The 23,881-nt window shown below is 38.7% G+C and carries 25 protein-coding genes and 1 tRNA gene (1 of these 26 running past the window's edge); 10 read left to right on the top strand and 16 right to left on the bottom strand.

The annotated features are described in order from the left end of the window. Nucleotides 1-1,012: 1,012 nt before the first annotated feature. From AMET1_RS06280 to AMET1_RS06265, 4 genes are all read right to left on the bottom strand, one after another. Nucleotides 1,013-2,704: a PKD domain-containing protein gene (locus tag AMET1_RS06280; protein ID WP_086637636.1), complete on the bottom strand. Its 1,692-nt coding sequence runs from the start codon at nt 2,702-2,704 to the stop codon at nt 1,013-1,015. Between the two features lie 100 nt (nt 2,705-2,804). Continuing rightward, nucleotides 2,805-2,891 (bottom strand) — tRNA-Arg (locus AMET1_RS06275). Nucleotides 2,892-2,955: 64 nt separating this feature from the next. Beyond that, nucleotides 2,956-3,345, bottom strand: coding sequence for a DUF473 family protein (locus AMET1_RS06270; RefSeq protein ID WP_086637635.1), 390 nt, complete (start codon nt 3,343-3,345; stop codon nt 2,956-2,958). Nucleotides 3,346-3,357: 12 nt separating this feature from the next. Continuing rightward, nucleotides 3,358-4,083 (bottom strand): proteasome assembly chaperone family protein, encoded by a 726-nt coding sequence (locus tag AMET1_RS06265; protein ID WP_086637634.1) that lies wholly within the window; start codon nt 4,081-4,083, stop codon nt 3,358-3,360. 140 nt (nt 4,084-4,223) lie between these two features. Here AMET1_RS06265 and AMET1_RS06260 point away from each other — a divergent pair, with 140 nt between their 5' ends. Then, complete coding sequence (locus tag AMET1_RS06260; protein ID WP_086637633.1) at nt 4,224-4,661, top strand: bifunctional nuclease family protein; 438 nt, start codon at nt 4,224-4,226, stop codon at nt 4,659-4,661. Between the two features lie 514 nt (nt 4,662-5,175). Here AMET1_RS06260 and AMET1_RS06255 read toward each other — a convergent pair. The 3 genes from AMET1_RS06255 to AMET1_RS06245 all read right to left on the bottom strand — a co-directional run bounded on the left by AMET1_RS06255 (nt 5,176) and on the right by AMET1_RS06245 (nt 6,357). After that, nucleotides 5,176-5,484: a hypothetical protein gene (locus AMET1_RS06255; RefSeq protein ID WP_086637632.1), complete on the bottom strand. Its 309-nt coding sequence runs from the start codon at nt 5,482-5,484 to the stop codon at nt 5,176-5,178. A 44-nt stretch (nt 5,485-5,528) separates the two neighbouring features. Next, on the bottom strand, nt 5,529-5,807 hold the full coding sequence (locus AMET1_RS06250) for a DUF7521 family protein (RefSeq protein WP_086637631.1): 279 nt from the start codon (nt 5,805-5,807) through the stop codon (nt 5,529-5,531). A gap of 145 nt (nt 5,808-5,952) precedes the next feature. Continuing rightward, nucleotides 5,953-6,357: a hypothetical protein gene (locus AMET1_RS06245; RefSeq protein ID WP_086637630.1), complete on the bottom strand. Its 405-nt coding sequence runs from the start codon at nt 6,355-6,357 to the stop codon at nt 5,953-5,955. Nucleotides 6,358-6,501: 144 nt separating this feature from the next. On the opposite strand from AMET1_RS06245, the gene AMET1_RS06240 reads away from it, so the two are divergent. Continuing rightward, nucleotides 6,502-6,831, top strand: a complete 330-nt coding sequence (locus AMET1_RS06240) for an ArsR/SmtB family transcription factor (RefSeq protein WP_086637629.1) — start codon at nt 6,502-6,504, stop codon at nt 6,829-6,831. A 78-nt stretch (nt 6,832-6,909) separates the two neighbouring features. On the opposite strand, the gene AMET1_RS06235 is transcribed toward AMET1_RS06240, so the two are convergent. Next, on the bottom strand, nt 6,910-7,338 hold the full coding sequence (locus tag AMET1_RS06235) for an Hsp20/alpha crystallin family protein (RefSeq protein ID WP_086637628.1): 429 nt from the start codon (nt 7,336-7,338) through the stop codon (nt 6,910-6,912). Nucleotides 7,339-7,575: 237 nt separating this feature from the next. After that, nucleotides 7,576-8,331, bottom strand: coding sequence for a hypothetical protein (locus tag AMET1_RS06230; RefSeq protein ID WP_086637627.1), 756 nt, complete (start codon nt 8,329-8,331; stop codon nt 7,576-7,578). A 303-nt stretch (nt 8,332-8,634) separates the two neighbouring features. On the opposite strand from AMET1_RS06230, the gene AMET1_RS06225 reads away from it, so the two are divergent. Continuing rightward, the gene (locus AMET1_RS06225) at nt 8,635-9,627 is read left to right on the top strand and encodes an AI-2E family transporter (protein ID WP_086637626.1); all 993 of its coding nucleotides are present in this window, start codon (nt 8,635-8,637) and stop codon (nt 9,625-9,627) included. A gap of 47 nt (nt 9,628-9,674) precedes the next feature. Here AMET1_RS06225 and flaJ read toward each other — a convergent pair whose 3' ends face one another. The 3 genes from flaJ to AMET1_RS06210 all read right to left on the bottom strand — a co-directional run bounded on the left by flaJ (nt 9,675) and on the right by AMET1_RS06210 (nt 14,857). After that, nucleotides 9,675-11,393 carry an archaellar assembly protein FlaJ gene (flaJ, locus tag AMET1_RS06220; RefSeq protein WP_086637625.1) on the bottom strand — a complete coding sequence of 573 codons (1,719 nt, stop codon included), beginning with the start codon at nt 11,391-11,393 and terminating at the stop codon, nt 9,675-9,677. 36 nt (nt 11,394-11,429) lie between these two features. Further along, on the bottom strand, nt 11,430-13,145 hold the full coding sequence (locus AMET1_RS06215; RefSeq protein ID WP_086637624.1) for a type II/IV secretion system ATPase subunit: 1,716 nt from the start codon (nt 13,143-13,145) through the stop codon (nt 11,430-11,432). A gap of 437 nt (nt 13,146-13,582) precedes the next feature. Then, nucleotides 13,583-14,857 (bottom strand): MFS transporter, encoded by a 1,275-nt coding sequence (locus AMET1_RS06210; protein ID WP_330848024.1) that lies wholly within the window; start codon nt 14,855-14,857, stop codon nt 13,583-13,585. Between the two features lie 116 nt (nt 14,858-14,973). On the opposite strand from AMET1_RS06210, the gene AMET1_RS06205 reads away from it, so the two are divergent. From AMET1_RS06205 to AMET1_RS06185, 5 genes are all read left to right on the top strand, one after another. Then, entirely contained in the window at nt 14,974-15,771 is a 798-nt protein-coding gene (locus AMET1_RS06205; RefSeq protein ID WP_086637622.1) for a 2-amino-3,7-dideoxy-D-threo-hept-6-ulosonate synthase, read from the top strand. 37 nt (nt 15,772-15,808) lie between these two features. Continuing rightward, the gene (locus AMET1_RS06200; RefSeq protein ID WP_086637621.1) at nt 15,809-16,930 is read left to right on the top strand and encodes a 3-dehydroquinate synthase II; all 1,122 of its coding nucleotides are present in this window, start codon (nt 15,809-15,811) and stop codon (nt 16,928-16,930) included. Between the two features lie 62 nt (nt 16,931-16,992). Next, nucleotides 16,993-17,724 carry a type I 3-dehydroquinate dehydratase gene (aroD, locus tag AMET1_RS06195; RefSeq protein ID WP_086637620.1) on the top strand — a complete coding sequence of 244 codons (732 nt, stop codon included), beginning with the start codon at nt 16,993-16,995 and terminating at the stop codon, nt 17,722-17,724. Next, complete coding sequence (gene aroE, locus AMET1_RS06190) at nt 17,721-18,545, top strand: shikimate dehydrogenase (protein ID WP_201721300.1); 825 nt, start codon at nt 17,721-17,723, stop codon at nt 18,543-18,545. Before aroD ends, aroE begins: the two co-directional genes overlap by 4 nt. After that, complete coding sequence (locus AMET1_RS06185; protein WP_086637618.1) at nt 18,542-19,399, top strand: prephenate dehydrogenase/arogenate dehydrogenase family protein; 858 nt, start codon at nt 18,542-18,544, stop codon at nt 19,397-19,399. Before aroE ends, AMET1_RS06185 begins: the two co-directional genes overlap by 4 nt. 27 nt (nt 19,400-19,426) lie before the next feature. On the opposite strand, the gene AMET1_RS06180 is transcribed toward AMET1_RS06185, so the two are convergent. The 4 genes from AMET1_RS06180 to AMET1_RS07935 all read right to left on the bottom strand — a co-directional run bounded on the left by AMET1_RS06180 (nt 19,427) and on the right by AMET1_RS07935 (nt 21,579). Next, a complete protein-coding gene (locus AMET1_RS06180) occupies nt 19,427-19,711 on the bottom strand; it encodes a chorismate mutase (RefSeq protein ID WP_086637617.1) in 285 nt (94 codons plus the stop codon). Next, nucleotides 19,708-20,553, bottom strand: a complete 846-nt coding sequence (locus AMET1_RS06175) for a shikimate kinase (RefSeq protein WP_086637616.1) — start codon at nt 20,551-20,553, stop codon at nt 19,708-19,710. The genes AMET1_RS06180 and AMET1_RS06175 overlap by 4 nt, the downstream gene beginning before the upstream one ends. A gap of 32 nt (nt 20,554-20,585) precedes the next feature. Further along, entirely contained in the window at nt 20,586-21,305 is a 720-nt protein-coding gene (locus AMET1_RS06170; protein WP_086637615.1) for a molybdenum-dependent transcriptional regulator, read from the bottom strand. Nucleotides 21,306-21,423: 118 nt separating this feature from the next. Continuing rightward, nucleotides 21,424-21,579, bottom strand: a complete 156-nt coding sequence (locus AMET1_RS07935) for a hypothetical protein (protein ID WP_161490810.1) — start codon at nt 21,577-21,579, stop codon at nt 21,424-21,426. 83 nt (nt 21,580-21,662) lie between these two features. On the opposite strand from AMET1_RS07935, the gene AMET1_RS06165 reads away from it, so the two are divergent. Beyond that, nucleotides 21,663-22,856 carry a molybdopterin molybdotransferase MoeA gene (locus tag AMET1_RS06165; protein ID WP_086637614.1) on the top strand — a complete coding sequence of 398 codons (1,194 nt, stop codon included), beginning with the start codon at nt 21,663-21,665 and terminating at the stop codon, nt 22,854-22,856. Then, on the top strand, nt 22,849-23,881 hold the 5' portion of the coding sequence (locus AMET1_RS06160; RefSeq protein WP_086637613.1) for a molybdopterin biosynthesis protein. It continues 899 nt past the right edge of the window; 1,033 of the gene's 1,932 nt are visible here — the first part of the coding sequence; the start codon lies at nt 22,849-22,851; its stop codon lies beyond the right edge, outside the window. Before AMET1_RS06165 ends, AMET1_RS06160 begins: the two co-directional genes overlap by 8 nt.

The raw sequence follows: 23,881 nt of genomic DNA, 5'->3' as shown, positions 1-23,881 counted from the left end.
ACCAACGCAACCCCAAAAAAACAAAACCAAAAACCATCCACCCAAATTCTATCAAAACCCACCACCAACCACAAAACAACACCCAAAAATCATTAAGGTGATGTCAATCTAATTTTCAGCCCTACCCACACACAATAGATCCAGTAACAACCTTCCTGACCTAAATAATAGGGGCGTTCCAAATAAGTTCAATCAGCTAATTGCACTATTATTCCTTTAGTGTTGCCACAACACCATTACTCCCTACTCCCAAGTAGGTTTCAAGCATACCTTATAAAGCCGTGTTTTATCGATATTCTTTTTTTCAGATACGTTTTTAATTAAACAAACATCTAATGCTACCATAACCGAATTGATAGCTGTATTATTTTTTACATTCACACCTACACTAACCGGACAGCTATGTTAAGCCCCATCAACCACAAACCTATAAGCTGAAGAAAACTAAGACAACATCGTTATAGTGCACAGCGAAGGAGAAACACTAGACAGAGATAAAATAGAAGTAAAAGGAGCAAACTCAGAAAACATACCAGATAAAATACAACCCGGAGACAGAATACAACTAGAACCAGAACAATAACAAGAAGAAATATCCGTAGTATGGAACAATGAAGAACAAACAATACTAAAAACAATCCAAACGGACACAGAACCAACTGAAGCAGAAATTGGGGAATTGGCTGGTGAATTGAAGGTTAAGAATGATGGTTCAAATAGAGAAAAATTCGGATTTGAGATACTATGAAAGGATAATTCTGTAGAACTTTTAGATCCATCAGAAAGTACTAAAGTTACTGTTGCTACTATTTTTATTGACTCCTGTGGTTAAGATAAGGTGGTTGGTAGTTTTGAAGAGCATGATGGCAAGAGGGATTCGAAGATAACTTCCATTGAAATTTGATGGGTAAATCTATCATCTTACTTTTATTTCTTGATAGCCATAAGGTTTTAAACTCTAAGTGTTTGTAGAAATTTATTCCTTGTCTTTCTTTTTTTGTTTTTCTGTTTCTTAATCTGGGTCTTTTTCTTGTTGTTTTTGTTTTTGTTTGTTTAGTAGGTATGCTGATCCTGCTAGGCCTGATAGGGCTGATATTGTTTTTAAGCCTGGTGTTTCTTCGGTTGTTGTTTCTTGGATCTCAATTTGTTTTGTTTTGGTTGCTTGTCTGCCTTTCTCTGTATGTATCTCTAGTTTTATTTGGTATTCTCCGGCTTCGTTATATGTATGTTGAGTTGTTTTCCCTACTGCTGTTTCACCGTCTCCGAAATCCCAGGTATATGCATTTATTTCCTCCGGGGATTTTGAATCATCTGCATTTAATTCTATTTGTTCGCCTTCCATTGGATTTTCAGGATCTATTTTGAAATCTGCGTTTATATCTTCTTCCGATGTTTCAACCTCAATATTTTTTGATATTGTATCGGTGGCTCCAATTTCAGTTATGGCTTTCAATGTTATTTCGTAAGTTCCTGGTTCAGTATAGGTGTGTTGAGTTGTTTTGCCCACTGCTGTTTCACCATCTCCGAAATCCCAGGTGTATTTTATTATTTCTCCTGGGTTAGTTTTTGATTTTGAAGCATCCAGCTCTAATGTTTCACCAGTATCTAACTTCTCTTTGTTAATTTCAAATTCGGGATGGGTTCCAAGTTTTTCTCCAAACTCACTTACATCATCTCCCTCAATACTCCTTCTATGAAACTCTACGATATCATCTCTTGCTTCTCTTGGACTATGTCCAACCCCTTCATATATCTTGAACTGGGCCTCTATCCCAACTTCTTCATACGCCTCCTGACATTTTGGAAATCTCTCCCCGATAATATCTTCTCCATAAACCTCAAGTGCAGTTTCCTCCAGCCCATCCTCAGTCCATGCATCACCATAACCAATTGTATCGTTGTCATCCTCAGAACCCATATACAGATATTGGTTCACCCTGTCAAGCTCATCCGGATCAAAAGACTTTCCAATTAACGATTCTATATCGGATATACCAACGTGATATGGAAGTTCATGGCCATCCATCTCCGCCTTTGGAAGCAAAGCCATCCCATTTAAGCCACCAGCAGTTACTGAAAGAACCGATTCAGGATGCAATACCGCAAACCGATCAACAAAATTTCCAGATGCTGAAAAACCATTCAAAATAATCTTATCGCTAAAACTAACAGGCCTATCCGAAAGCAGGTTTTCCTTAGAATGCTCAACCATACTCAACAACTGAAGGTCAATCCGCTCCAACTTCCCACTTGAAATCTCTAAAGTCTCAACATCCAATGCATGAGTATAATGTTCCCAATCTACTGGCTCTGAACGAGGCCTAGGAAACACCGGAACAATCAAAGGAATATCCAATTCATCACTTATCTGTCTAGTACCAGTGCCTTCCCTCAGTTGCAACTCAGCACCTTCAATATGTTCTTCAAAATCATCGGTAGAAGTACCAGTATTGTTGGGCTCCACCAAAATAGGAGGCTCACCACTCCTTATTTCATCAGGTATATAAATAAAATAGGGATAATTAAAACCATATTCACTATCTGCTTCAACAAACTCAACCCCAGGAATATCCGAAACAGTCTTTTTAGCAAAACTAACAAAACTATCAGAACCCAACTCACTTGCAAATGACTTACCAACCGTCTCCATAACTACAACTCCACCAAGAAACTTAAGAAAACTCCTTCTTGAAATATCCTTCAAACAAACCACCAAATCTAAACCAACACGACATACCAAATATAAAAAAACAAAAAATAAAAAAGTTACGCACGAGAGTTTTATACAAGTTCGCTGTGGTGAGCGGACCCGGCGGGATTCGAACCCGCGATCACCAGCTTTCTTCCTTGTTGTTAGAAGGCTGGTGCCTTATCCGCTAGGCTACGGGCCCATAAAAAAGGCTCTTGGTTTTTATGTTCTTGTATTGATTTAAACTTTCTTGGTGTTGGGTGGTTTTAGCCGGCTGAGTATTTTTCTGTTCGTTCTTTTACTTCGGTTGTTATTCCTTGCGGTGTTTGTTTTATTATTTGTTTTATTGTTCCTAGGCCTGCTGTCTGTGTTTTGATTCTTGCTATTGTGAGTTCTCGTTCTTCGTAGATGGAGTTTGTTGAGTATGAGATGTGGTGCATTGATATTTTTTTGTTTTTTATTTTGGCTATTATTCCGTTTGTTCCCCTGGTTATGTCGTCTCTTTTTTTGTCTGATAGGAGTATGTAGTCTCCTGGTTTTTGGTCGAATATTGTCATTATGTTGTTTGCGCTTCTGAGTTCGATTGTTCTTGTGCCATCGCGCAGTAGGTCGTCTAGTACTGGCTGTGCTATCCCGCTTAGTACTTTCATTTTCATTTTTATCTCTCCTTATTGGTACATCGGGGATTTGGCTGTTGGTGTTTTTGTTTCTTCCATTTCTTCCATTCGCTGCATCATTTTGTTCATTTCTTCTTCGATTCTTTCTGCTTCTTCTATGAGTTTTGTTGTATCTATATCTATGTTTAGGTAGTTGTTAAGTATCTGTATCACGTCAGCTGCTGACCTTGGGTCTGGACCGATTCCTCTTGTTTCCCCTAATAGTGTTATAGCTGGTATACCCTGTATTTTTGATTCGTTGAGTATGCATCCAGTGAATCCAAGTATGTTACCGGTTGTGAATTTCTCAGTTTGTTCTTCTATACCCTGTAGGTCTTTTTTTTCTCTTGCAGCTGAAAAAACTCTTGATGCGTCTCTACTTGTGGTTGATATTCCTGCTATTGAAATTATTATTTGCGAGTTTTTTTGTATACTCCATTGAACTATTTCTCTGGCTACGTCTTTTGCAAGGTCGCTTGTTAATGGTATGTCGGAGGTGAATATGATGTACTCGTTTTTTTTGTAGATTCTTAAGGGGTGTTGTGCCTCTCCTTCCTGAATTATAGCAACTGGTGGGTATCTATTTGATTTTATTAGGCCTATCTCTCTGAAATCCATTGCATCTATCATGTAACGGGCTGCAATGTTTCCAATCAATCCTATTCCTGGAAAACCCTCAATTATCACCGGGTTCTCTATTTTAGTTTCTTTCTGTAGAACTATCTCTGGGTCTTTCATTTCATCCCAGGTATATTTTCTCTAAGTAATCAGTATTAATGGTTTTTACCAAACCATTTTTACCCAGGTAATTGATAATACTTCATAATGGGATAGTCAATTGATAGTTTTTTACAGTGGGAACCCATATATTCTATCTAATGAATTTTATTGAGGTTGAGGTCTACGAAGTTGGTAGAACTGGTGATGGAGCGATCATCCTTTTGCAAGGCGTTGACGACATGAGTGAAAAAGTACTCCCCATCCTCTGCAGCCCTATGCAAGGCGGTAGTATAAAAATGGGTATGTCCCAACTGTCAAATAGCCGGCCTCACAGCCACGATCTGTTTGTAGAAATATTAAACGAGCTTGGATGCGCACTAGACAAAGTCCTTGTAACAGAGATGAAGGACTCAGTATACTACGCTGAACTTCATATATCACTCTACCAAAAAGAAGAGTGTGAAGAACTGGTTATAGATGCTAGGCCAAGCGATTCAATCGCAATCGCAACCAGAGTGAGATCACCAATCTACGTTAAAAAAGATTTAATGGAGAAACGTGGTGTATCACCATCCAGTTTCAAGAAAAAAGAATAAAAAAATTAAACCAACTTACATATATCTCAACCAAACTTAACTCAACTTAATTCAATAAGTAGGATGTGACCTCCTCACCTACCTAACCGTTGGTTGGGAAGGTGCTTCCGTCCCTTCGCTCGTGCCAACTGGTTTTCGAGTTACCGACGAAATCTATCAGGAACGTCCTGATAGAGTAGAACATCCACCTTTTTGACGGTTGCCACCTACCTCACTGACTTACGGGTTGCAGAGGTCAGGTCAACGCCAGTGGTCTCAAGCACGGTCAAGATACTCTTAATGTCAAAAGAGGCTTTCTTCATTCAGGAGAGTTATTCATCCACCCCTACCCTAACGCTCTCCACCAACTCGGAGAACTAGAGACTTTCCAACATCCCAAATCCACATACAATACATCTACATTCGAACATCTAAAACCACCCCAATTCACCACCCACCTAAAACAAAAAATTAGGAAGGTGACTTCATGGGTAAAAAGTTAATTTAATTTAATTTAATTTTGTTTTTGTTTTGTTTATAGTATTTCTTTGTATTGTTGGCGTAGTTTTTTGGCGATTTCTTTGTAGTGTGGTAGTTCTTTTGGTATTTCTTCTATTTTTTGTTCTTGGTGGTTTATTATCCACATGTGGTCGCAGTTTGGGCATAGGTGTATTATGGCTGTTTTTTCTCCTGCTTGTAGTACTGGGAAGCCTTTTTTTTGGCATCTGAAGCATGTTTTGTTTGTGTATCCTTTTTGTTGTAGGTCTGGTTGTCGGTAGTTTTGGTTTTCTGTGTTTTGTTTTTGGTTTTTTGGTTTTTTTTGGTTGTTTTTTTCTGGTTGCATGTTTTATTTTTTGTTTTTTGGGGGTTATTCAGTTTTTGGTTTTTTTATTTTATTATGAGGCTTGTTATTAGTAGGAGGAATCCGATTGTTGTTATGAAGTAGTTTATTGTTAGTAGTAGTTGGGGGTGTGCGAAGTTGCTTAGGAATGCGCTTATTGTTGTTCCTATTGCTGCGGAAACTATTAATGCGAATCCTAGTGATAGGAGTATCATGTCTGTTCTGTATGTTCTTTTGTATGCTCTTAGTGATATTCCGACTAGTATGAGGCCGGATATTGATAATGTGGCGCTGAATATTATGTATAGTATTTCGATGGTCTCCATTTTAGCAAGTCCTTGTTTTTATATAGTTTTTTTGAGGACTTGTTTATAAATATAATCTACGTTTCTTATTTTTGATAATGATGTTTGTTGGTGTTTCTGTTTTTTGGCGGTTTTTTGGGTGGGGTGTTGATGAGGTTGGTGTTTTTTAGAGTTGGATTGGTGGGACTGTTATTGTGATTATTACTGTTTGGTTTATGTTTAATTCTTTTTGTGCTTCTTGTGGTGTTAGTGTTTGTATTCCGTGTATTGTGTTTTCTTTTTCCCAGAATTGGATTCCTGATTGTTTTGTTAGTTCTTTCCATGTTTGGTTTGTCATTTCGTTTTCGTACCAGGTTTCTATTTTTTCTGGGTTGTCTGTTGTTTTGTATATGTTTATTATGCCTTCAAAACCGGTTTCGTTTATTATTTCTTTTGATATGTTTGTTGGTGTTTCTATTTTTTCTGCGTTGGGGTATGTGGGTGTTTCTTGTTTTTCGCCAAGGCAGCCAGGGGTTAATGCGAGTGTTAGGATTATTGTGGTGATTATGAGGATTTTTGTGTGTTTTTTCATTTAGGCTCTCCATTATATATTTAGTTTTATTTGTATTTTTTTTTGTTTATCTGTGGTTTGGTTGGTTGTGTTTGGTGTTTTATTTCTTTTTTGTTGGGTTTTTGGTGGAAGAATTTATATTCTTTTGTATTTATACGATAATCGATGGATCCTATTAAAGTAGTTCGAGCGCTTGGTAGTAAGTATAGTGTTGAGATTTTGTCTGAGGCTCAGGAGCCTAAGCCTGTTAAGGAGATTGTTGATGAGGTTGGTGTTCCAATTGCTACTGGGTATCGTAGGATTCAGGAGCTTGAGGAAGCAGATTTGATTGAGGTTGATGGTAAAACTGTTTCGGAGGATGGGGGGGATATTAAGTTGTATAGGAGTCGTATTAAGGTTGCTAAAATCGATTTCGATGGTGGTCTTGAACTTGAGTTTGTTGAGAATGAGAAGGGAGCGGATAAGTTGGTTGATATCTGGGATGAATTAAAATAACATCTTTTTCATTCTATATTTTTTGTCTATGTTTTTTATGGGGGTTGTTTTGTTTTTTAATAAAAAAATAGTGGGGGGTTATTGTATCTGGATTTCTTTTCCTGTTTCTTCTTCTTTTTTTGGTAGTTTGATTTCTAGTACTCCGTTTTTGAATGTTGCTTCTGCGTTTTCTTCGTCTACTTTTGTTGGTAGTTTTACTTTTCTCTGGAATTTTCCGATGTTTCTTTCTCGTTTGACGTATCCTTTTTCTTCTGTTTCTTTTTCTTTTTCTCGTGTTGCAGATATTGTTAGTATGTTTTCTGTTATGTTGATTTTTATTCCTTCTTTTTCTACGCCTGGTAGGTCTGCTGTAACTATTACTTTGTCTTCGTGCTCTATTACGTCAACGAATGGCTTGAATGCTGTTGTTCCACGGGTTTGTTGTAGTCCTTCGTCTTCAATTTCTTCGAATATGTCTTCCATACGTTCTCTCATTCTTTGTATCTCGCGAAATGGGTCCCAACTCATAACTCATCACCAATAGTTTTGTAAATATGAAATCTATTAAAATTTTCCCAAAATAGATTTAGGGTTTTATGGTGCTTTATAACACTATAAATCGTTTTTTGGTTGGTATAATATGATTTTATAGTCTTTATGTGTTTTTTAATAAAAATTAATACCGTGGCATTTAGTTTTGTTGCTTGTTGTTTTTGGCCACGGTATCTCTTTTTTTAGGGCTTAATTTTGTTTTTTATGTGTTTTTTATGCTTCTGCGTATGTTATGTATATTTCTGTGTATCCTTCGAAATCGCTGGATCCGATTATGATTATAGTTGATATGTTTGGTTGTGTTTTTTCTGCTGATAGCCAGGTTACTGTTTCACCAGCGTCTTGGTATTGCAGGTATTGATAGTCGTCCCAGTCTTTCAGTATGTCTTCGTAGAATGTTTTTACTTCTGTTAATTCATCTTCTGTTATGTATGTTACGTGGTGGACTGATTCATCTGCTGTGGTCAATTGCCAGTATGCTGTTCTGACTGCGTCTGTGTATCTGGGTAGTTCAGATAGTTCTTCACCTGATACATCTGTTTTTGGAGGTTGATCAACTCCGTTTGTGGGGTCTTGGTCGTTTGTTTCTTCGTCAAGTAGTTCTTTATCTCCTGTCATTATCATTGCCATTATCTGTTCTTCGATTTCCATTACATAGATGACGAGGAGTTCGTCATTTTTTTCGAAAGCAATTCCACCTATGTGTGGACCGATGTCGAGTTCATCTGAATAGATTTTCCAGTCAGCGTCTTCTGCTGATTTAGTGAGTTCATTGATTATTTCTGATGTGGTTTTATCTTCCACTATGTACTGTGTCATTTGGAAGCCTTCTACGACCGCTGTTGACTGCTGTATGTAGTCGGTTGGTATGGAGAATTCTATGTCTTCTGTGTCGTTTAAACATCCTGTTATTGTTGTTAGCCCTATAACTACGGCGAGTAGTGTTATTAAGACTATTATTTTCTTCATTTACCTACTCCTTGTTAGGGTGTGGGGCTGGGTTGTGTATTGGTTTTTTCTGTGTTTTCAAAATCCCTAACAAACTCTAAATAATTTCTACAACATATAGTATGTAAATATAGTATATTAGGGTTTTTATCAACGTTTAGATATATATTGTTTATTTGAGTTGTTTTTGTTATTTGGTTTAAATATTTGTTTTATGTGTTTTATTTGTTTTTTTAAGGCAAGTTTTTTTGTATAGAAGGGTATTACTGTGTTTGTTGTTAAGTTTAAAGTAGGGTAATCAAGTGTATCAGGTTGGTTTGATCTATGGTTCGTATTTTTAAAGAGGATTCTAGGTTTGTTTTGTTGGTTTTAGCTCTCTTGGTGAGTTTATTTGTTTCAGTGTACGTTTTGTCTGGGATTCTCTGGACCTTTGTTTTTGCTGCAACTATTGCTTATACTCTATATCCATTTTTTAGTTATTTGAGGCGTAAGGGTTTGTCTGCGTTTGTTTCGAGTATTGTTTCAACTTTTATAGGTATGTTTGCTATTGTAGCGTTAGCGTTCCCTTTTATAATTGTTGTTTACAGACGTAGAGATGTTTTATTTGAGTTTCTTAGGGATATCCCTGAATCCTTTGAGTTTGAGGTTTTCGGGTTTGAGTTATCTCTCGATGTCGGTGTTATTGTTGATGTGAGTTGGGAGTATCTGAGCGAGGCTGCTATTGAAGCTGCTCAAGCAACACCAACGATAATCCTTCAGTTTTTTGTTCTGGTGGTAGTTATCTATGTTCTGTTATACAAATCCAATGTTATAGCCAGTTACATACTCGGTGTTTTTGATGAATCGTTCCATAGCCTTCTATATGGATATAATAAAAAGATAAAAGACACGATCATCGGTCTGTATGTTGTCCAGTTATCAACAGCTATATTAACATTCTTTATAGGTTTACCGTTTTTCTATCTACTTGGCTATGAACCGTTTATCTTTTTATCTTTGATTGCTGGAGTTCTCCAGTTTATCCCTATTCTTGGTCCATCTATATTGATAGTTGGTTTAGCTTTGTTCGAAGTTTTGATTGGGGAAGTAGTTTCTGCAGCCATTGTTCTCGCACTAGGCCTGTTGTTAATCGCTGGTTTACCTGACTTAGTGTTGAGACCATATCTAGCCGATGTAGAAACAGGGCTTTCACCAAGCCAGTATTTCATTGGGTTTATTGGAGGTATAATAACCATCGGAGCCATCGGGATCATTGTAGGACCACTGGTTATAGCAATTCTAATAAAAACCTTCGAAGTTATCTCAAAATCAGATTAAACAGCCAAATTTATTTTTTTATTTTAATTTAGTTTTTTTGGTTTTGTTTAGATTGTTAAGAACATTGAGACGAGTCTTTCGGTTATTATGGCTACTATTACTCCGGTCCATATTAATCCAACTAGGTGGTGGTATGTGTTTATGTGGTGGCCACCGTCTACGACTTTTATCATCATTGAGCTCATTACGGCGTTTACGAGTATGAATATCATTATTAGTATCTGTACGTCGGGGATGTTGTATACATCTGTGAAGATTATTTGTTGGATCCAGTCTTCGTCTGGCATTTGTACATCTTCCATTATGTCGATCATTAGTTTTACGATTTCTATTCCTGAGAAGAAGGCGAATACTGAGCTTGCTGTTATTCCGTAGATGACTCCTATGAATGTTGATGTTGTTTGTTTTCGGTGTTGTCGGAGTTCTAGTATTTTGTTGAAGTTTTTTCCGATGATGTATCCTAGTTTTTCGGGGTTTCCACCTTTTAGTCTTCCTTTGTAGTACATTTCGGAAAATCTTTGGATCAGGAAGGATTTGGTTTCCATTGCGAAGTTTTTCCATGATCTGACTTGGTCGATTCGGAGGTTTAGGCGTTTGTATAGGTTTCTTATTTCTTTTGTTAGGTCTCCGAAATCTTTGGTTTGGAGTGTTTTTAGGACTTTTGTGGTTGTTGTTTGTTTGGCCGATTCGCTTGATCCTAATGACCTGATGAATGATGGGAATGCTCGGTCTCTTTTTTTGATTTTGGCTTCTTCTTTTCTCATTAGTAGGCCTGGTAGTAGCATTGGGGTTATGCCGATTGCGAAGTAGAGGGGTAGTGGCATCTCTATGTGCCCTATTATCGGTAGGTTGTGGTTTAGGTTGAGTGCTAGTAGTATGGATAGGAGGATTACTCCGGCGATGCTTGCTATTATTGATATTATTATTTTTTTGTCGAAGTATGTGATGTCTTCGTATTCGTACCAGACTGGGTCGAATGGTACTTTAACGTATGTTCCGTATAGGAACATTCCTTCTATTAATCCGTAGAGGATTATGCTTGCGAAAAGGAGGAAGTTGGGGTCTATTCCGGTTAGTATTGGGATTATGGTTGCGAATACTATTATGAATGCTACGGATAGGGTCATCGATATGAATAGGTCTTTGAGGACGTCCATGTCTTCTAGGACGCTCATGTACATTGTTTCGTATTCAGACATGACTACTTCTTGTTCGTTCCGGAGGAACTCTTCGAGGCCTTGTCCTGCGCTGACGTTGTATGCCATTCTTTCTAGGAAGTCTCTTAGTAGTGGTGAGGGTGTTATTTCGGATTGGAATCTTGCGGCTTCGTCTAGTGACATGTTCCATGTTTTAACGAGTTCGACGATTTTTTTCATTTCGTCGGCGATTGGTCCGTATTCTTCTTGTTCGGAGATTGTTTCGATGACGTCTATTCTTGGTATGTTTGTTGTGCTGAGTACGCCCATGCTGGTTATAAAGAGGGGGATGGCTTGGTCTATTTTTATTCTACGTCGGTCTGCGATTAATTTTGGATATAATATTGAAACCGATATTATGAATATGGGTATTAAGAATAGTATTGGTTGTAGTTCGCCAAGGAGGTCTGCTATAAGTAGGTTTAGTATGTAGTATAATGTGAATCCGAGTATTGCGGAGCCTAGAACATATCTGAGTAGGTAACTGAAGACTGATTCGTTTAGGAGGGTTTCTACTGCCCTCCTCCAGGATAGTGTGTATGTTCCTTTTTTTACTTCATTGTCTTTCATTTTACTGTGTGGCTGTTTATATGGGTTTTTTTAGGGTTATCTTAACATGGCTTCTGGTTTTTTTACTTCGAATGATAGTCCTTCTAATCCGTTTTTTTGGAAGCTGCTGAGTGTTTTGTTTACTTCGTGGTATTCGAATATTGCTTCTCTGACCATTGCTTCTATTACTCTTGATCGGAGTTCTAGGTCGACGTATATTCTTCTGCTGTCTTCGTATGCGAGTTTTGGTGCTATTTTGTTTTCTAGTATGTAGGAGTTGTTCATTCCTTTGAATATTATTTCGTCTTTTATTGGGTCCCATTCGAATATCTCTCTGGTTACAACTCCACCCATGTCTTGTGAGTATCCTTCTATTTCGTGTATCGAGGTTACTCTTCGTAGGTCTTGGTCGCCTCTTCTTATGAAGTTTTGGAATATCGCTATGTTTAGGTTTCCAAAGAACGCTATTGGTACGTTTATTGGGTCGCTTGTGAATCTCTGTACCATGCTTTTTACGTCTGATGCGTGGAATGTGCACATTACTGGGTGGCCGGTTTGCATTGCTTGGAATGCCATTCGGCCTTCTTCTCCTCGGACCTCTCCTACTATTATGTAGTCTGGTCTGGATCGGAGGGCTGTTTTTATTAGGTCGAACATGCTGACTTGGCCGGAGCCGTTGTTTTCATGGCTGTCGGACTCTCTTGTTAGTAGTTGTTGCCAGGCATTGTGTGGTGGTACTACCTCTGCGGTGTCTTCTGCGGTGTATATTTTTGAGTTTCTTGGTATGAAGGATAGTACGGCGTTTAGTGATGTTGTTTTTCCTGATGCTGTTTCCCCTACTACGAACGCGCTCATGTCGTTTTCTAGTGCGAGCCACATGTATGCTGCTGCTTTGGGTGAGAATGTTCCCCATTTTACGAGTTGTGTGATTGTTAGTGGTGTTTCGTCTTGTTGTCGTACGGTTAGTGTTGGTCCTTTTAGTGATACGTCATCGCTGTATACTAGGTTTAGTCTTGAGCCGTCTGGGAGTGTTGCGTCTACAATTGGGTTTGAGTCGCTTACCGGGTTTCCTATTCTTTCCGCTGTTGAACGTAGGTATCGGTCGTATTCTTCTCGGTCGTTGAATTCGATGTTGGTTTGGTTTAGGCCGAATACATCGTGTTCTACAAATACGTCTTCAGGGCTTACGACGTGTATGTCTTCGATTGCTTTGTCTCTCATTACTGGTTCTAGTGGTCCTAGGCCGATTATGTCTCTGTTTAGTCTGTATCGGAATTTGTTGTATTGGTTGCGGTCTACTGTGACTACGTCGTTTCCAAGTAGGTATTTAACTGTTTTCCAGATTTTGGATAGTATGTTTCCAGCGGGTATGTTGTCTGATATTATGGTGGTTTCACCTAGTAGTTGTTCTATTCTGTCATCGAATTCATTGCTGGTTTCTGGAGATTTTACGTTTATGCTTCTGTCGAGGATTCTTCGTTTTACTTCGTAGAATTTCTGTATCTCTTGTTTTGATATGGTTGGTTCTACTGCGTAGTATCTGGAGTCTTGTGTTGGACTTCCATATATATGGCAGAATATTGATTCTCCTACGGGATATATCACGTTTGGATAAGAGGTTTTATGTTTGCTGTCAGGACTTCCAATGAGTTCCGGATATGTTCCGGTTATTTTTTTAAACCTAATTACATGTCTTTTCAGGTGTCTGTGCCTACCGGCAAGCCTCCTCAAATCGGAGGAAATAGTTTTAGTCCCCTGTGGTTTAACACTCATCTGGGAATCCCTTTTATTATGATTAAATTTATTTATATTTCCTAATATGATGGCAAAGCATTGGTGAAAAGTTTTTCATTAAATGTTTTAAATAATCCTATATATTGTTATCGCTTTTTTAGGCTATCTGAGTTTGAATTCAAATTAGATAGAGTATACATCATAATTTTTCACTCGGTTTTCAAACCTACTACTTATTTACAAAACAAAACATTAAATGAATCCAAGGTAGCAACTACTTTAATAAAATACTTTATTTTTATTTAAGTTTTAATGCACATTTCAGTTGATACGGCTAAATCTATAGTTAAATAGGCTTTTTTGCAAACAACTTTGCTTCGTTTATTTTATAAAGTTAATCTACGGTGTTTGAGTTTGGCTGGTTTTTTGTCTTTATGGAGTGGTGCGTTGTTAAAGGTGGTTTGTTTAGAGGTGGTTCACCGGCATGTTCCTTTTTGTTTCCAGTATATGTGGAGTGTTATGGCGAATGTTGTCATTATTATTCCGAATGTTGCTATTGATAGTGAGAAGGTTGTTATTTCGGCTAGATACATGAATGTGAGTACGCTGATTGCTGAGCCTGCTGTTCCTACGGTTCCTCTTAGTCCCATTCCGATGTCTCTTTCTTCTATGTTTGTGTCATCGGCTATTAGGTCAAATGCTATTGGGAGGTAGAGGCCGTGTCCGAGTCCCCATATTGCTGATATTAGTATCAGTGTGGTGGGGTGGGTTATTATTGAGACTGTGGATATTGCTATTCCGCATATGGCGGTTCCTATTATTAGGATGTTTACTCTTCCTAGGATTTTTACTATTGGGTTTGTTTTTAGGCGGATTGCTGAGGATATTGTTGTTTGTGTTGCTGCAAATATTCCTATCATGAAGGATGTGAATCCTATATCTTCGAGGTGTAGTGGTATTACTGATGCTAGTAGGCCGAATGACATGAACATTATTAGTGATACGAGGGTTGCGATTAGTACTTTTTTTCTGTTCAGTAGGAGGTGGTGTGCTTTTTTGTATGAGTTTTTTGTTGATTTTATTGTGTTTTTTAGTGTGGGTTTTCTGTTTTTGTTTGTGTTTTTTTGGAGGTTTTTACTGTGGTTTTGGGTTTGGGTGTGTTTGTAGAAGTATATTGATATTGTTAGTAGTGTTATGCTGATTATTGTTAGTATTATGAATAGGTGTGTCATTCCGTAGTAGTCTCTTGTTATTCCTCCTATTGGTGGGCCGAATAGCCATCCAATTCCAACTAGGAATGTGTATTTTGGTAGTGATCCTTTGGCTTTTGTTATGTATGCTGGTATCGATACCCATGCTATTGCGAATGCTATTGCGAATGTTATTTGTGCTAGGAAGAGTAGGGGCCATATCAGGTTTGAAGTTAGGTATAGTGTTGCTGAGATGATTGATAGGATTCCGGCGGTTATTGTTATTTTTGGATACCCTATCTGGTTTGTTATTTGACCTACTGGTATTCTTGTGAACATTTCTGTGAGGTAGTAGACGAATACTAGATAGCCTATTAATGAAATTGGCATTCCTATTTCTTGGCCGTATAGTGGGATGTAGGGGAATATCATTCCCATTGATAGGGAGGCTAGTGTTGCGTATGTTATGAGTAGTTTTACTTTTGTTTCCATTTTTGCACCGTTTTGTTGGGGTGGTTTTGTTTTGGGTTGGGTGTTTTTATTTTGGTGTTTGTTTGGTATAGTGTTGTTTTTGGGTTTGTTGTGGTTTTTTGTGTGTTTGGAGAAAGTATTAAGTGTTTATAAATTACTAATTATGTAATTGTGTCACACAGTTTCACACTTTTGGGTGAACACGCATGGAAATAGGGAAAAACATACGGAAAGAAAGAATAATAGACCGGAACAGCAGGCGTACAGTAATAGTTCCACTCGACCATGGAATAAGCGTTGGACCAATCAAAGGACTGGTCGATTTCTCAGAAACAGTACAGAAAGTAGCGGAAGGCGGAGCAAACGCCGTCTTAATGCAAAAAGGAATGATACCACATGGACATAGAGGCTACGGAAAAGACGTAGGCCTAATAACACACCTAAGTGCAAGCACATCACTGGGGCCAAACCCCAACAACAAAATACAGGTCTGCGAAGTCGAAGAAGCATTAAAATACGGAGTTGACGGAGTAAGCGTACACGTAAACGTAGGTTCAAAAACAGAAACACAGCAACTTAGAAAACTAGGAAAAGTAGCTGAAAAATGCGACCAATGGGGAGTTCCCCTCATAGCGATGATGTACCCACGGGGAGACAAAATAAAAGACGAATACGACTTAAAATACGTAAAACACGCAGCAAGAGCAGGAGCAGAACTAGGAGCCGACATAATAAAAACAAACTACACAGGATCCTCCAAAACCTTCAGCAAAGTAGTAGAAGGATGCCCAGTACCAATAGTAGTCGCCGGAGGACCAAAAATGGAAAACGAAAAAGAAGTTCTTGAAATGGTTGAAGGCGCAATAAAAGGAGGAGCAAGCGGCGTAGCAATAGGCCGAAACGTATTCCAATCAAAAAACGTACCCGCAATGACAAACGCCATATCCCAAATCGTCCACAAAGACAAAAAAGCAGAAGAAGCATACAGAGAACTAAAAAACTAAACAAAACCAACAACTAACTAGATAGAGCTGATAACCAATGAAAAAAGAACTATGGCTAAAAGCAGACACAAAAAAATGGAAAAACAAAAAAGAAAAAATAACAACAGCACTCGAACAAGGATACGACACAATACTAATAAACGACAACGAAGTGGAAAAAACACGTGAACTAGGAACCATAAAAACAGCCTCCCCCGGAGATTCAGGCGACATAAAAATAGCCGGAATAAAAGGAGAAGGAGACGGATCAAAAACACTACCAACCAGCCCAAAATCCTCCGAAGACATAAAAAAACTAGAAAACTTCGAAGGAGAAACAGCCGAATACATAATAATAAAAGACAAAAAACACGAAGAGTTCGCAAGCCAAATAGCAGACAAAGTCGACTACATAATAATACGAGGAGAAGACTGGAAAATAATACCACTCGAAAACCTAATAGCAGAACTACAAGAAAAAGACGTAAAGATAATAACAGGAGTAGAAAACACAAACGAAATAGAGACAGCCCTAAAAACACTAGAAGTAGGGTCCGACGGAGTACTGATAGAAACCAACAACATACAAGAAATAATAACAGCATCAGAAAAAATACAACAACTACAAGAAGAAGAAATAAACCTAATAGAAGCAACAATAACCAAAATAAAGCCAGTGGGAATGGGAGACCGCGTATGCGTAGACACCTGCAGCCTTATGACAAAAGGAGAAGGCATGCTAGTCGGAAGCAGCTCAAACGGCCTATTCCTAGTACACTCCGAATCAATAGAATCACCATACGTAGCAGCAAGACCATTCAGAGTCAACGCAGGAGGAGTGCACGCATACCTCAAAACACCCGGAAACAAAACAAAATACCTCTCCGAACTAAAAGCCGGAGACGAAGTACTAATCGTAAACAAAGACGGAAAAACACGCAAAGCAATAGTCGGCAGATCAAAAATAGAAAAACGCCCACTAATGCTAATAGAAGCCGAAACAAAAAACAAAAAAATAAAAACCGTACTCCAAAACGCAGAAACAATAAGACTAGTAGACACAGAAGGAAACCCCAAATCAATATCAAAACTAAAAGAAGGCGACAAAATACTGGTAAACACAGAAGAAAAAGCAAGACACTTCGGAATGGAAGTAACCGAAACAATAACAGAAAAATAAACAACCCAAACAAAAACCCCAAACAAAAAACAAAAAAACAGATTATTAAGTAGAGGTATCTTATGAGGCCAACAGCCAGTAAACCGGTTTCAACAGGAGATATAGAGATTGGTGAAAAACCAGTCATATGTGCTTCTATAGGTGAAAAAACGGTGGAAAAACAAATTTCGTTGTACAGAGCAGTTGAAGCTGATTTAGTAGAGTTGAGGATAGATAAACTAAGTAGAGATAGTTATGGAAAACTTTCAAGGGCTTTGTCCAGTGATGTAAACGAAAAACCCCTAATAATCACAAACCGACGTGAAAAAGAGGGTGGAGAGTATGATGGACCTGAGAAAAACAGAGTTGAAGACCTTCTCTCCATGATGCGTTTTGCAGACATAGTCGACATAGAGCTGCAGACCCCGCAACAACAAAGAGAAAAGATAATCGATAAGGCGAATGAGAAAGGAACTCCAGTTATAGTCTCCCACCACAACCACCAACAAACAACAGACAAATCCGAAATTAAGATGAAGATAGAGGAATGCATGGAGTTGGGGGATATAGCCAAAGTTGCATACATGGCTAAAACACCTCTCGACGTACTATCACTCATGGAAGCCACATACACAACAAAAAAAGAGATAGGTAAACCGGTTTGCTCAATAGCTATGGGTGAAACCGGTAAACACTCCAGAGTAATAGGCCCTGCATACGGCTCCGACATTATATACGCCCCCGTTGGAGCAGAAACAGCACCAGGCCAGATATCGCTTGATAAAATCAAAGTGCTGTTGAGGGAATTATTTTGAAACAAAAGGTATATGGATTGATAGGCGACCCTGTAAGCCACAGCCTATCTCCTCAGATGCAAAACACTGCTTTTAAAACAAAAAAACTACCACACACCTACCACTTGTTCCACGTTAAAAAACAAAACCTAAAAAAAGCAATCGAAGGAGCGAAAGCACTAAACCTAGGTGGGTTGAATGTAACAATTCCCCACAAACAGAAAGCCCTAAAACTCTGTACAGAAACCAGTGAAGAAGCAGTAATAGCTGGCGCTGTAAACACAATCGACCTTAAAGAAAAAATCCATGGATACAACACAGATATAATCGGAGCAAAAAAAGCAGTTACACAACCAAAAAAACACTACGAAAAAGCAGTGATCGTAGGTGCAGGTGGTGCAGCAAGAGGAGTATGCATAGCATTAAAAGACAACGCAAAACAGATAACAATAATCAACAGAACACCTAAAAAAGCACGCGAACTCAGCGAACTCCTACAGAAACAAAACACAAAATCCAGTTACCGGCCACTGAACAAACTAAGCCAAGAACTATCCAACGCAGACCTACTTATAAACTCAACCCCTGTAGGCATGTATCCAAACACCAATAAATCAATTACCACAAAAGAAAACCTACATAAAGACCTCATTGTCTTCGACCTCGTCTACAGACCAATAAAAACAAAACTACTGAAACAAGCCGAAGAGGTTGGTGCAAAAACAATAAACGGAGTTGAAATGCTTGTCCAACAAGGAGCAGAATCCTTCAAAATATGGACAAACAGAGAACCACCAACAGATAAAATGAGGGAAGCCGTACACAGGGAGCTAAAACAATGAACAAAAAACAAAAAATCACAATAGTCGGTGGAGCAGGACGAATGGGACATTGGATAGCACAAAACCTAAAAAACCAAAACACAGAAATCCACATCACCGACAAAAACAAAAAAAAGGGAAAAAAAACAGCTAGAAAACTGGAGATCAAATACCACCAAAACTACAGCCCAATAAAAAACTCAGACATCGTAATAATAAGCGTACCTATAAAAGCAACCACCAAAGTAATCAAAGAAGTCGGCCCCAAAATGAAAAAAAACTCACTACTAATGGACGTAACATCAATAAAAGAACAGCCAGTCAACGCGATGAAAAAACACGTACCAAAACACGTAGAAAAAATAGGCACACACCCCCTGTTCGGCCCAGAGGGAACCACCTTCAAAGATAAAAACATCGTTTTAGTGCCAATAAACGCAGATAAATGGCTAGACAAAGTTAAAAAATACATAACAAACCAAGGCGGGAACATAAGAACAATGACTGCCAGCGAACACGACAAAGCCATGGCAGTTGTTCAAGGAGCATCCCACCTACTACTTATCCTGTTCGGCTCAATCCTTAAAAACCAGAAATTCAATATAAACCAAAACAACGACCTAACAACACCAACATTCAGACTGCTGCACAAAGACCTCGACAGAATATTGGTACAAAATCCAGAGTTATACGCCTCAATACAAACACACAACAGATACATACCAATGATACATAAAAAAACAATAAAAGACTACCAAAAAATGTTGGAAACGATAGAGACACAAGACACTGAAAAACTCAGCCAAATAATCGAAAACATAGACAACTACATACAAAACCAAAAAAACCAAAAAAATACAAACCTAGAAAACTAGAGAAATATCCAAATTGAGAGGAAAGGATTAGGGTAGTTTTCCTTTCCCCATAAGGTTCTCCTGTTTCTCGATATTCATCTCTATCAAAGTTTCAAATATTTTTTTAACCCGCCCGGTATCCAATCCACTCTCAACAGCCATCTCAGTCGCTCTAGACAACACTTTTTTATTCTGCTCCATATCCCTAACCGGGATGTCGTTTTCTTTTTTTATCTTTGCTATATCGCTGGCTAAAGCAGTTCTTTTATCTATCAAATCAATTATCTCTTGATCTATCTCTCTTATTTCATCTCTTATTTCATCAAGTGTCATAAAACAATACCTCCTTCGTTATCCACCTTCGTTTCTATTACGTCTCCATATTCTTGCCATACTTCCTTAACCGTTTCCTTTGAACCTGATTCAACCAAACCAGCATATGCCGTACCGGTTCCAGACAGCCCTGCAGCCTTGGCTCCCGCTTCAAGAGCATCTAAAGCAATATCCTGTTTATATCCAAGTGTTGCACAATACAACACCCCATTCAAAGTCAATGCATCATACAACATACCATCAACAACCATCTCATGCGCCTTCAATACAAGGGGTTCAAGTAGTTCAGCTCTCTCAACATTCGTTTCGCTGGAATGTGCCTGTTTATCCGGAACCAAAATCAAAACCTCTTCATCTATCTCTCTACGCTTCAATACCTCACGCTCCCAATTATCGGTTATGGTTAGCCCACCATACAAAGATGCTGACGCATCATCATAAGCACCGGTAATCGTCACATCAGACTCAACTGCAGCTTCAACACCGATATCCAGCACCTCTTTCTCCGTAATCTCATCCACCTTACCTAAAGCCGAAACCGTAGCTAAAACAACCGCATTAGCAGCAGCGCTACTGCTTTTCAACCCCCTGCTCGGAGGTATCTCACTCTCAGTCTTAACACCACCCCCAAAATCATAGCCGAACCAATCAAGTGTTTTTTCAACACAGGTCTCTATCAACGTGGGGTCAAGACCACCAGCATCACCCATCACCCCATCAGCCTCAGAATCTAAATTGACCTCAGCAGTCGTATGCAAATCAACAGCAAGAGCTGCTCCCCGCCAACCCGCTATAGCGTTCACTATCGTTATCGCACCACAAGCCTTTGCTCTACCCTTCATATTCCCACCAATTAAATAAACATCCAATAAGTTTATTTGTTATTATAAAAATCGGGTAGTTTCGCATCAGGTATTACCTTTGTAGCAGTTGCTTTAAACGTAGCTGTCAATTCCTTACCGCGCGTTATATCCAAGTTCTTTATACTGTTTTTTGTAACAACCGCTTTAATTGTCGTGCCACCCACCTCTAGATATACTATCGCCGTTCCACCAGACTCAGACCTATCCAACCCCACCACCTCACCTAAAACTGTGTTCAAAGCACTCGTTCTCCGAGTTCTACCAGGATCTTGAAGTGTTATTATATCAGCTCTAATCAAAACCCTAGTCACCTGGCCTAACTCCATCCAACCTTTCTTAATAGTGTTTAAACGACCTATAGACGTATCAATAACCGCAAGATCTCTATCCATCTCCACAACCCTACCTTCAACAACGGTCATCTCGGTATCCGCAGTTACCACCAAATCTGTTATCTTGTTTTCAAGCGTCTCAACCAACTGTTCAGCCAACGAAGTTAGTTCACTACCTCCACCATCAACCCCACCCCTACGTCTATCTATCAACCTACCAAAAGCATTCTCAAGTCTGTCAATCCTTTTCTGAGAATGCGAATAAGACCTACTCAACACCTTACTAGCCCTATTGATAGAGCCATACTCCTCAATAGACTTCAACAACTCCAGATCCTTATACCTAAACTTAGTGTCACCAGATCTTATATAAACCTCAACAATAGGTTCTCTCTTCATCTTGACATCTCATCCTAACAATAGACAATAAAACTATCCAAATACAAAAACCATTATCCACCCTACAAAGAAAAGTAAATCAAAAACAAAAACATAAGGAAGAGGAGATAAAAAAAGCTCATTCATCACGAACAATCTTTATCTCAACGCCATCCCAATCCTCATCCACCCCATGTAAAGCTTCAATCATACCCTCCATAGAGTTACCAATCATTCTCTGCACGAAACCATTGATAGGGAGTTTTTTACCATCAATAACCAATTCAACCTGCATACAAAAAACTAAAACTTCCTCCAATATCAAACTTACCACACTCAAAAACCAACCTAAACAAAAAAAATCTCGGAATTGATATAATGAAGAAAAAAAATGGATTCAAAAACCTCACACCCATAGAAAAAGCAAAAAAAACCTACCTAAACAAAATAAAACCAATAAAAACCACAGAAAAAATACAGATAAAAAAATCATTAGGCCGAGCTATAGCCAGAGACATAAAATCACCAACCGACCTACCACACTACAACCGCTCCGCAATGGACGGATACGCAGTAAAAGCAGAAAACACATACGGAGCAACACAAACCAACCCAATCACCCTAAAAATCAAAGAAAAAAACCCAAACCAAATGGAGTGCGTAAGAGTACACACAGGCAGCGAAATACCAAAAACAACAGACGCAGTCATAAAAATAGAAAACACAGAAAAAAACAACCAAACACTAAAAACCTACAAACCCGTCTCACCAGGAGAAAACATAAGCCAAAAAGGCGAAGACGTAACCAAAAACCAAACAATACTAAAACAAGGCCACACCCTCAAACCAATGGACATAAGCCTACTAAGAACACTTCAAATAGAAAAAATAACAGTAATGAAAAAACCCACAATAGCAATAATACCAACCGGAGACGAAGTCATAAAGCCAGGCAACAAACCCAAACCCGGACAAGTAATAGAAAGCAACTCAATAGCCATATCAATGATGATAAAAAAATGGGGTGGAAAACCAACAACACACCCAATAACACCAGACCAACCTCAAAAAATAGAGAAAGCAATCCAACAAAACCAAGACAAAGACATAATCACAGTGATCGGAGGCAGCTCCGTTGGAAAAAGAGACCACACCGCCCAAGTAATAAAACAAAACGGAGAAATCTACATAGAAGGAATAGCAATAAAACCCGGCAAACCAACAATACTCGGAAAAACAAACAACACACCAACAATCGGCCTACCAGGATATCCAGTAGCAGCTGCAATAGCCGCACAAACATTCCTAAAACCAACAATACACAAAAAAGGAAAAATCAAACCAAAACACCAATGGAAAACACAAGCAACACTCACAAGAAAAATACACTCAGAACCAGGATACCAAACCTACACAAGAGTAAAACTAAACAACAACAAAGCAACACCACTAAGAACATCAGGCGCAGGAATAATAACCTCAATAACCAGAGCCGACGGAATAGCAATAATCCCCAGCCAAAGCGAAGGAAAAGACAAAGGAGAAACCATAGAGGTGATCCCAATTGAATAAACAAAACAAAAGAAAACAATTCCACAACCTAATCTCAATAGAAAAAGCAAGAAAAATAATCAAACCCCACATAAAAACACAAACACAAGAAATACCAATCCACCAAGCAGCCGGCCACACCACAACAACCAACATAAAATCACCAATCGACGTACCACCATTCGACAGAGCCGCAATGGACGGATACGCAGTAAAAGCAAAAGACACATACGGAGCAGAAGAAGACAACCCAAAACAACTAACCATAAAAGGAGAAATAAAAGCCGGAGAAACACCAAAACAAAAAATAAAAACCGGAGAAACAATAGAAATAGCAACCGGAGCAGTAATGCCCGCAGGCGCAAACGCCGTAGTAATGATCGAACACACAGACCAACAAAACCAAAAAATAAACATAAGAAAACCCGTACACCCCGAACAACACGTAATGCACGCAGGAACCGACATAACAACAGGAGAAAAAATAATACCCAAAAACAAAACACTCACCCCCAGAGAAATCGGACTACTCTCCGCAACAGGCCACCAAACAATCAAAACAAAAAAACCACCCAAAATCGCAATCATATCAACAGGAGACGAAATAACAACACCACCCAAAAAACCAAAACCAGGCCAAATATACGACATCAACCAAAACACACTATACAGCGCAATAAAAGAAACAGGCGCCAAACCCCAAAAATACGGAGTAACACCAGACAACAAACAAAAAATACAGAAAACACTAAAAAAAGCAGCCAAAGAAAACGACATAATACTAACAACAGGAAGCACCTCAGCAGGTCAAACAGACATACTCTACAAAATACTACAAAACAAACTACTCTTCCACGGCCTCAAAATAAAACCCGGCAAACCAACATTCGCAGCAAAACACAACAACACACTAATAATAGGACTACCCGGATACCCCACCTCATGCCTAACAATATACAAAACACTCATAGAACCAATAATACACCAAAAAACCGGAAAAACCCAAAACCAAAACACAATCACCGTGCAAACAACAACAAAAATAC

The sequence above is a fragment of the Methanonatronarchaeum thermophilum genome, assembly GCF_002153915.1.
Lineage (GTDB): Archaea > Halobacteriota > Methanonatronarchaeia > Methanonatronarchaeales > Methanonatronarchaeaceae > Methanonatronarchaeum > Methanonatronarchaeum thermophilum.
This window is presented reverse-complemented; position numbering and strand designations above follow the sequence as displayed.

Bases quoted from the DNA above. Each gene is read 5' to 3' on its own strand.
- AMET1_RS06240 (WP_086637629.1), top strand. From the start codon at position 6,502: ATGGATCCTATTAAAGTAGTTCGAGCGCTTGGTAGTAAGTATAGTGTT.
- AMET1_RS06200 (WP_086637621.1), top strand. From the start codon at position 15,809: ATGAAAAAAGAACTATGGCTAAAAGCAGACACAAAAAAATGGAAAAAC.
- AMET1_RS06255 (WP_086637632.1), bottom strand. From the start codon at position 5,484: ATGCAACCAGAAAAAAACAACCAAAAAAAACCAAAAAACCAAAAACAA.
- AMET1_RS06170 (WP_086637615.1), bottom strand. From the start codon at position 21,305: ATGAAGAGAGAACCTATTGTTGAGGTTTATATAAGATCTGGTGACACT.
- AMET1_RS06180 (WP_086637617.1), bottom strand. From the start codon at position 19,711: ATGACACTTGATGAAATAAGAGATGAAATAAGAGAGATAGATCAAGAG.
- AMET1_RS06225 (WP_086637626.1), top strand. From the start codon at position 8,635: ATGGTTCGTATTTTTAAAGAGGATTCTAGGTTTGTTTTGTTGGTTTTA.
- AMET1_RS06260 (WP_086637633.1), top strand. From the start codon at position 4,224: ATGAATTTTATTGAGGTTGAGGTCTACGAAGTTGGTAGAACTGGTGAT.
- AMET1_RS06265 (WP_086637634.1), bottom strand. From the start codon at position 4,083: ATGAAAGACCCAGAGATAGTTCTACAGAAAGAAACTAAAATAGAGAAC.
- AMET1_RS06175 (WP_086637616.1), bottom strand. From the start codon at position 20,553: ATGAAGGGTAGAGCAAAGGCTTGTGGTGCGATAACGATAGTGAACGCT.
- AMET1_RS06185 (WP_086637618.1), top strand. From the start codon at position 18,542: ATGAACAAAAAACAAAAAATCACAATAGTCGGTGGAGCAGGACGAATG.
- flaJ (WP_086637625.1), bottom strand. From the start codon at position 11,393: ATGAAAGACAATGAAGTAAAAAAAGGAACATACACACTATCCTGGAGG.
- AMET1_RS06245 (WP_086637630.1), bottom strand. From the start codon at position 6,357: ATGAAAAAACACACAAAAATCCTCATAATCACCACAATAATCCTAACA.
- AMET1_RS06235 (WP_086637628.1), bottom strand. From the start codon at position 7,338: ATGAGTTGGGACCCATTTCGCGAGATACAAAGAATGAGAGAACGTATG.
- AMET1_RS06215 (WP_086637624.1), bottom strand. From the start codon at position 13,145: ATGAGTGTTAAACCACAGGGGACTAAAACTATTTCCTCCGATTTGAGG.
- aroD (WP_086637620.1), top strand. From the start codon at position 16,993: ATGAGGCCAACAGCCAGTAAACCGGTTTCAACAGGAGATATAGAGATT.
- AMET1_RS06205 (WP_086637622.1), top strand. From the start codon at position 14,974: ATGGAAATAGGGAAAAACATACGGAAAGAAAGAATAATAGACCGGAAC.
- AMET1_RS07935 (WP_161490810.1), bottom strand. From the start codon at position 21,579: ATGCAGGTTGAATTGGTTATTGATGGTAAAAAACTCCCTATCAATGGT.
- AMET1_RS06270 (WP_086637635.1), bottom strand. From the start codon at position 3,345: ATGAAAATGAAAGTACTAAGCGGGATAGCACAGCCAGTACTAGACGAC.
- AMET1_RS06230 (WP_086637627.1), bottom strand. From the start codon at position 8,331: ATGAAGAAAATAATAGTCTTAATAACACTACTCGCCGTAGTTATAGGG.
- AMET1_RS06250 (WP_086637631.1), bottom strand. From the start codon at position 5,807: ATGGAGACCATCGAAATACTATACATAATATTCAGCGCCACATTATCA.
- AMET1_RS06165 (WP_086637614.1), top strand. From the start codon at position 21,663: ATGAAGAAAAAAAATGGATTCAAAAACCTCACACCCATAGAAAAAGCA.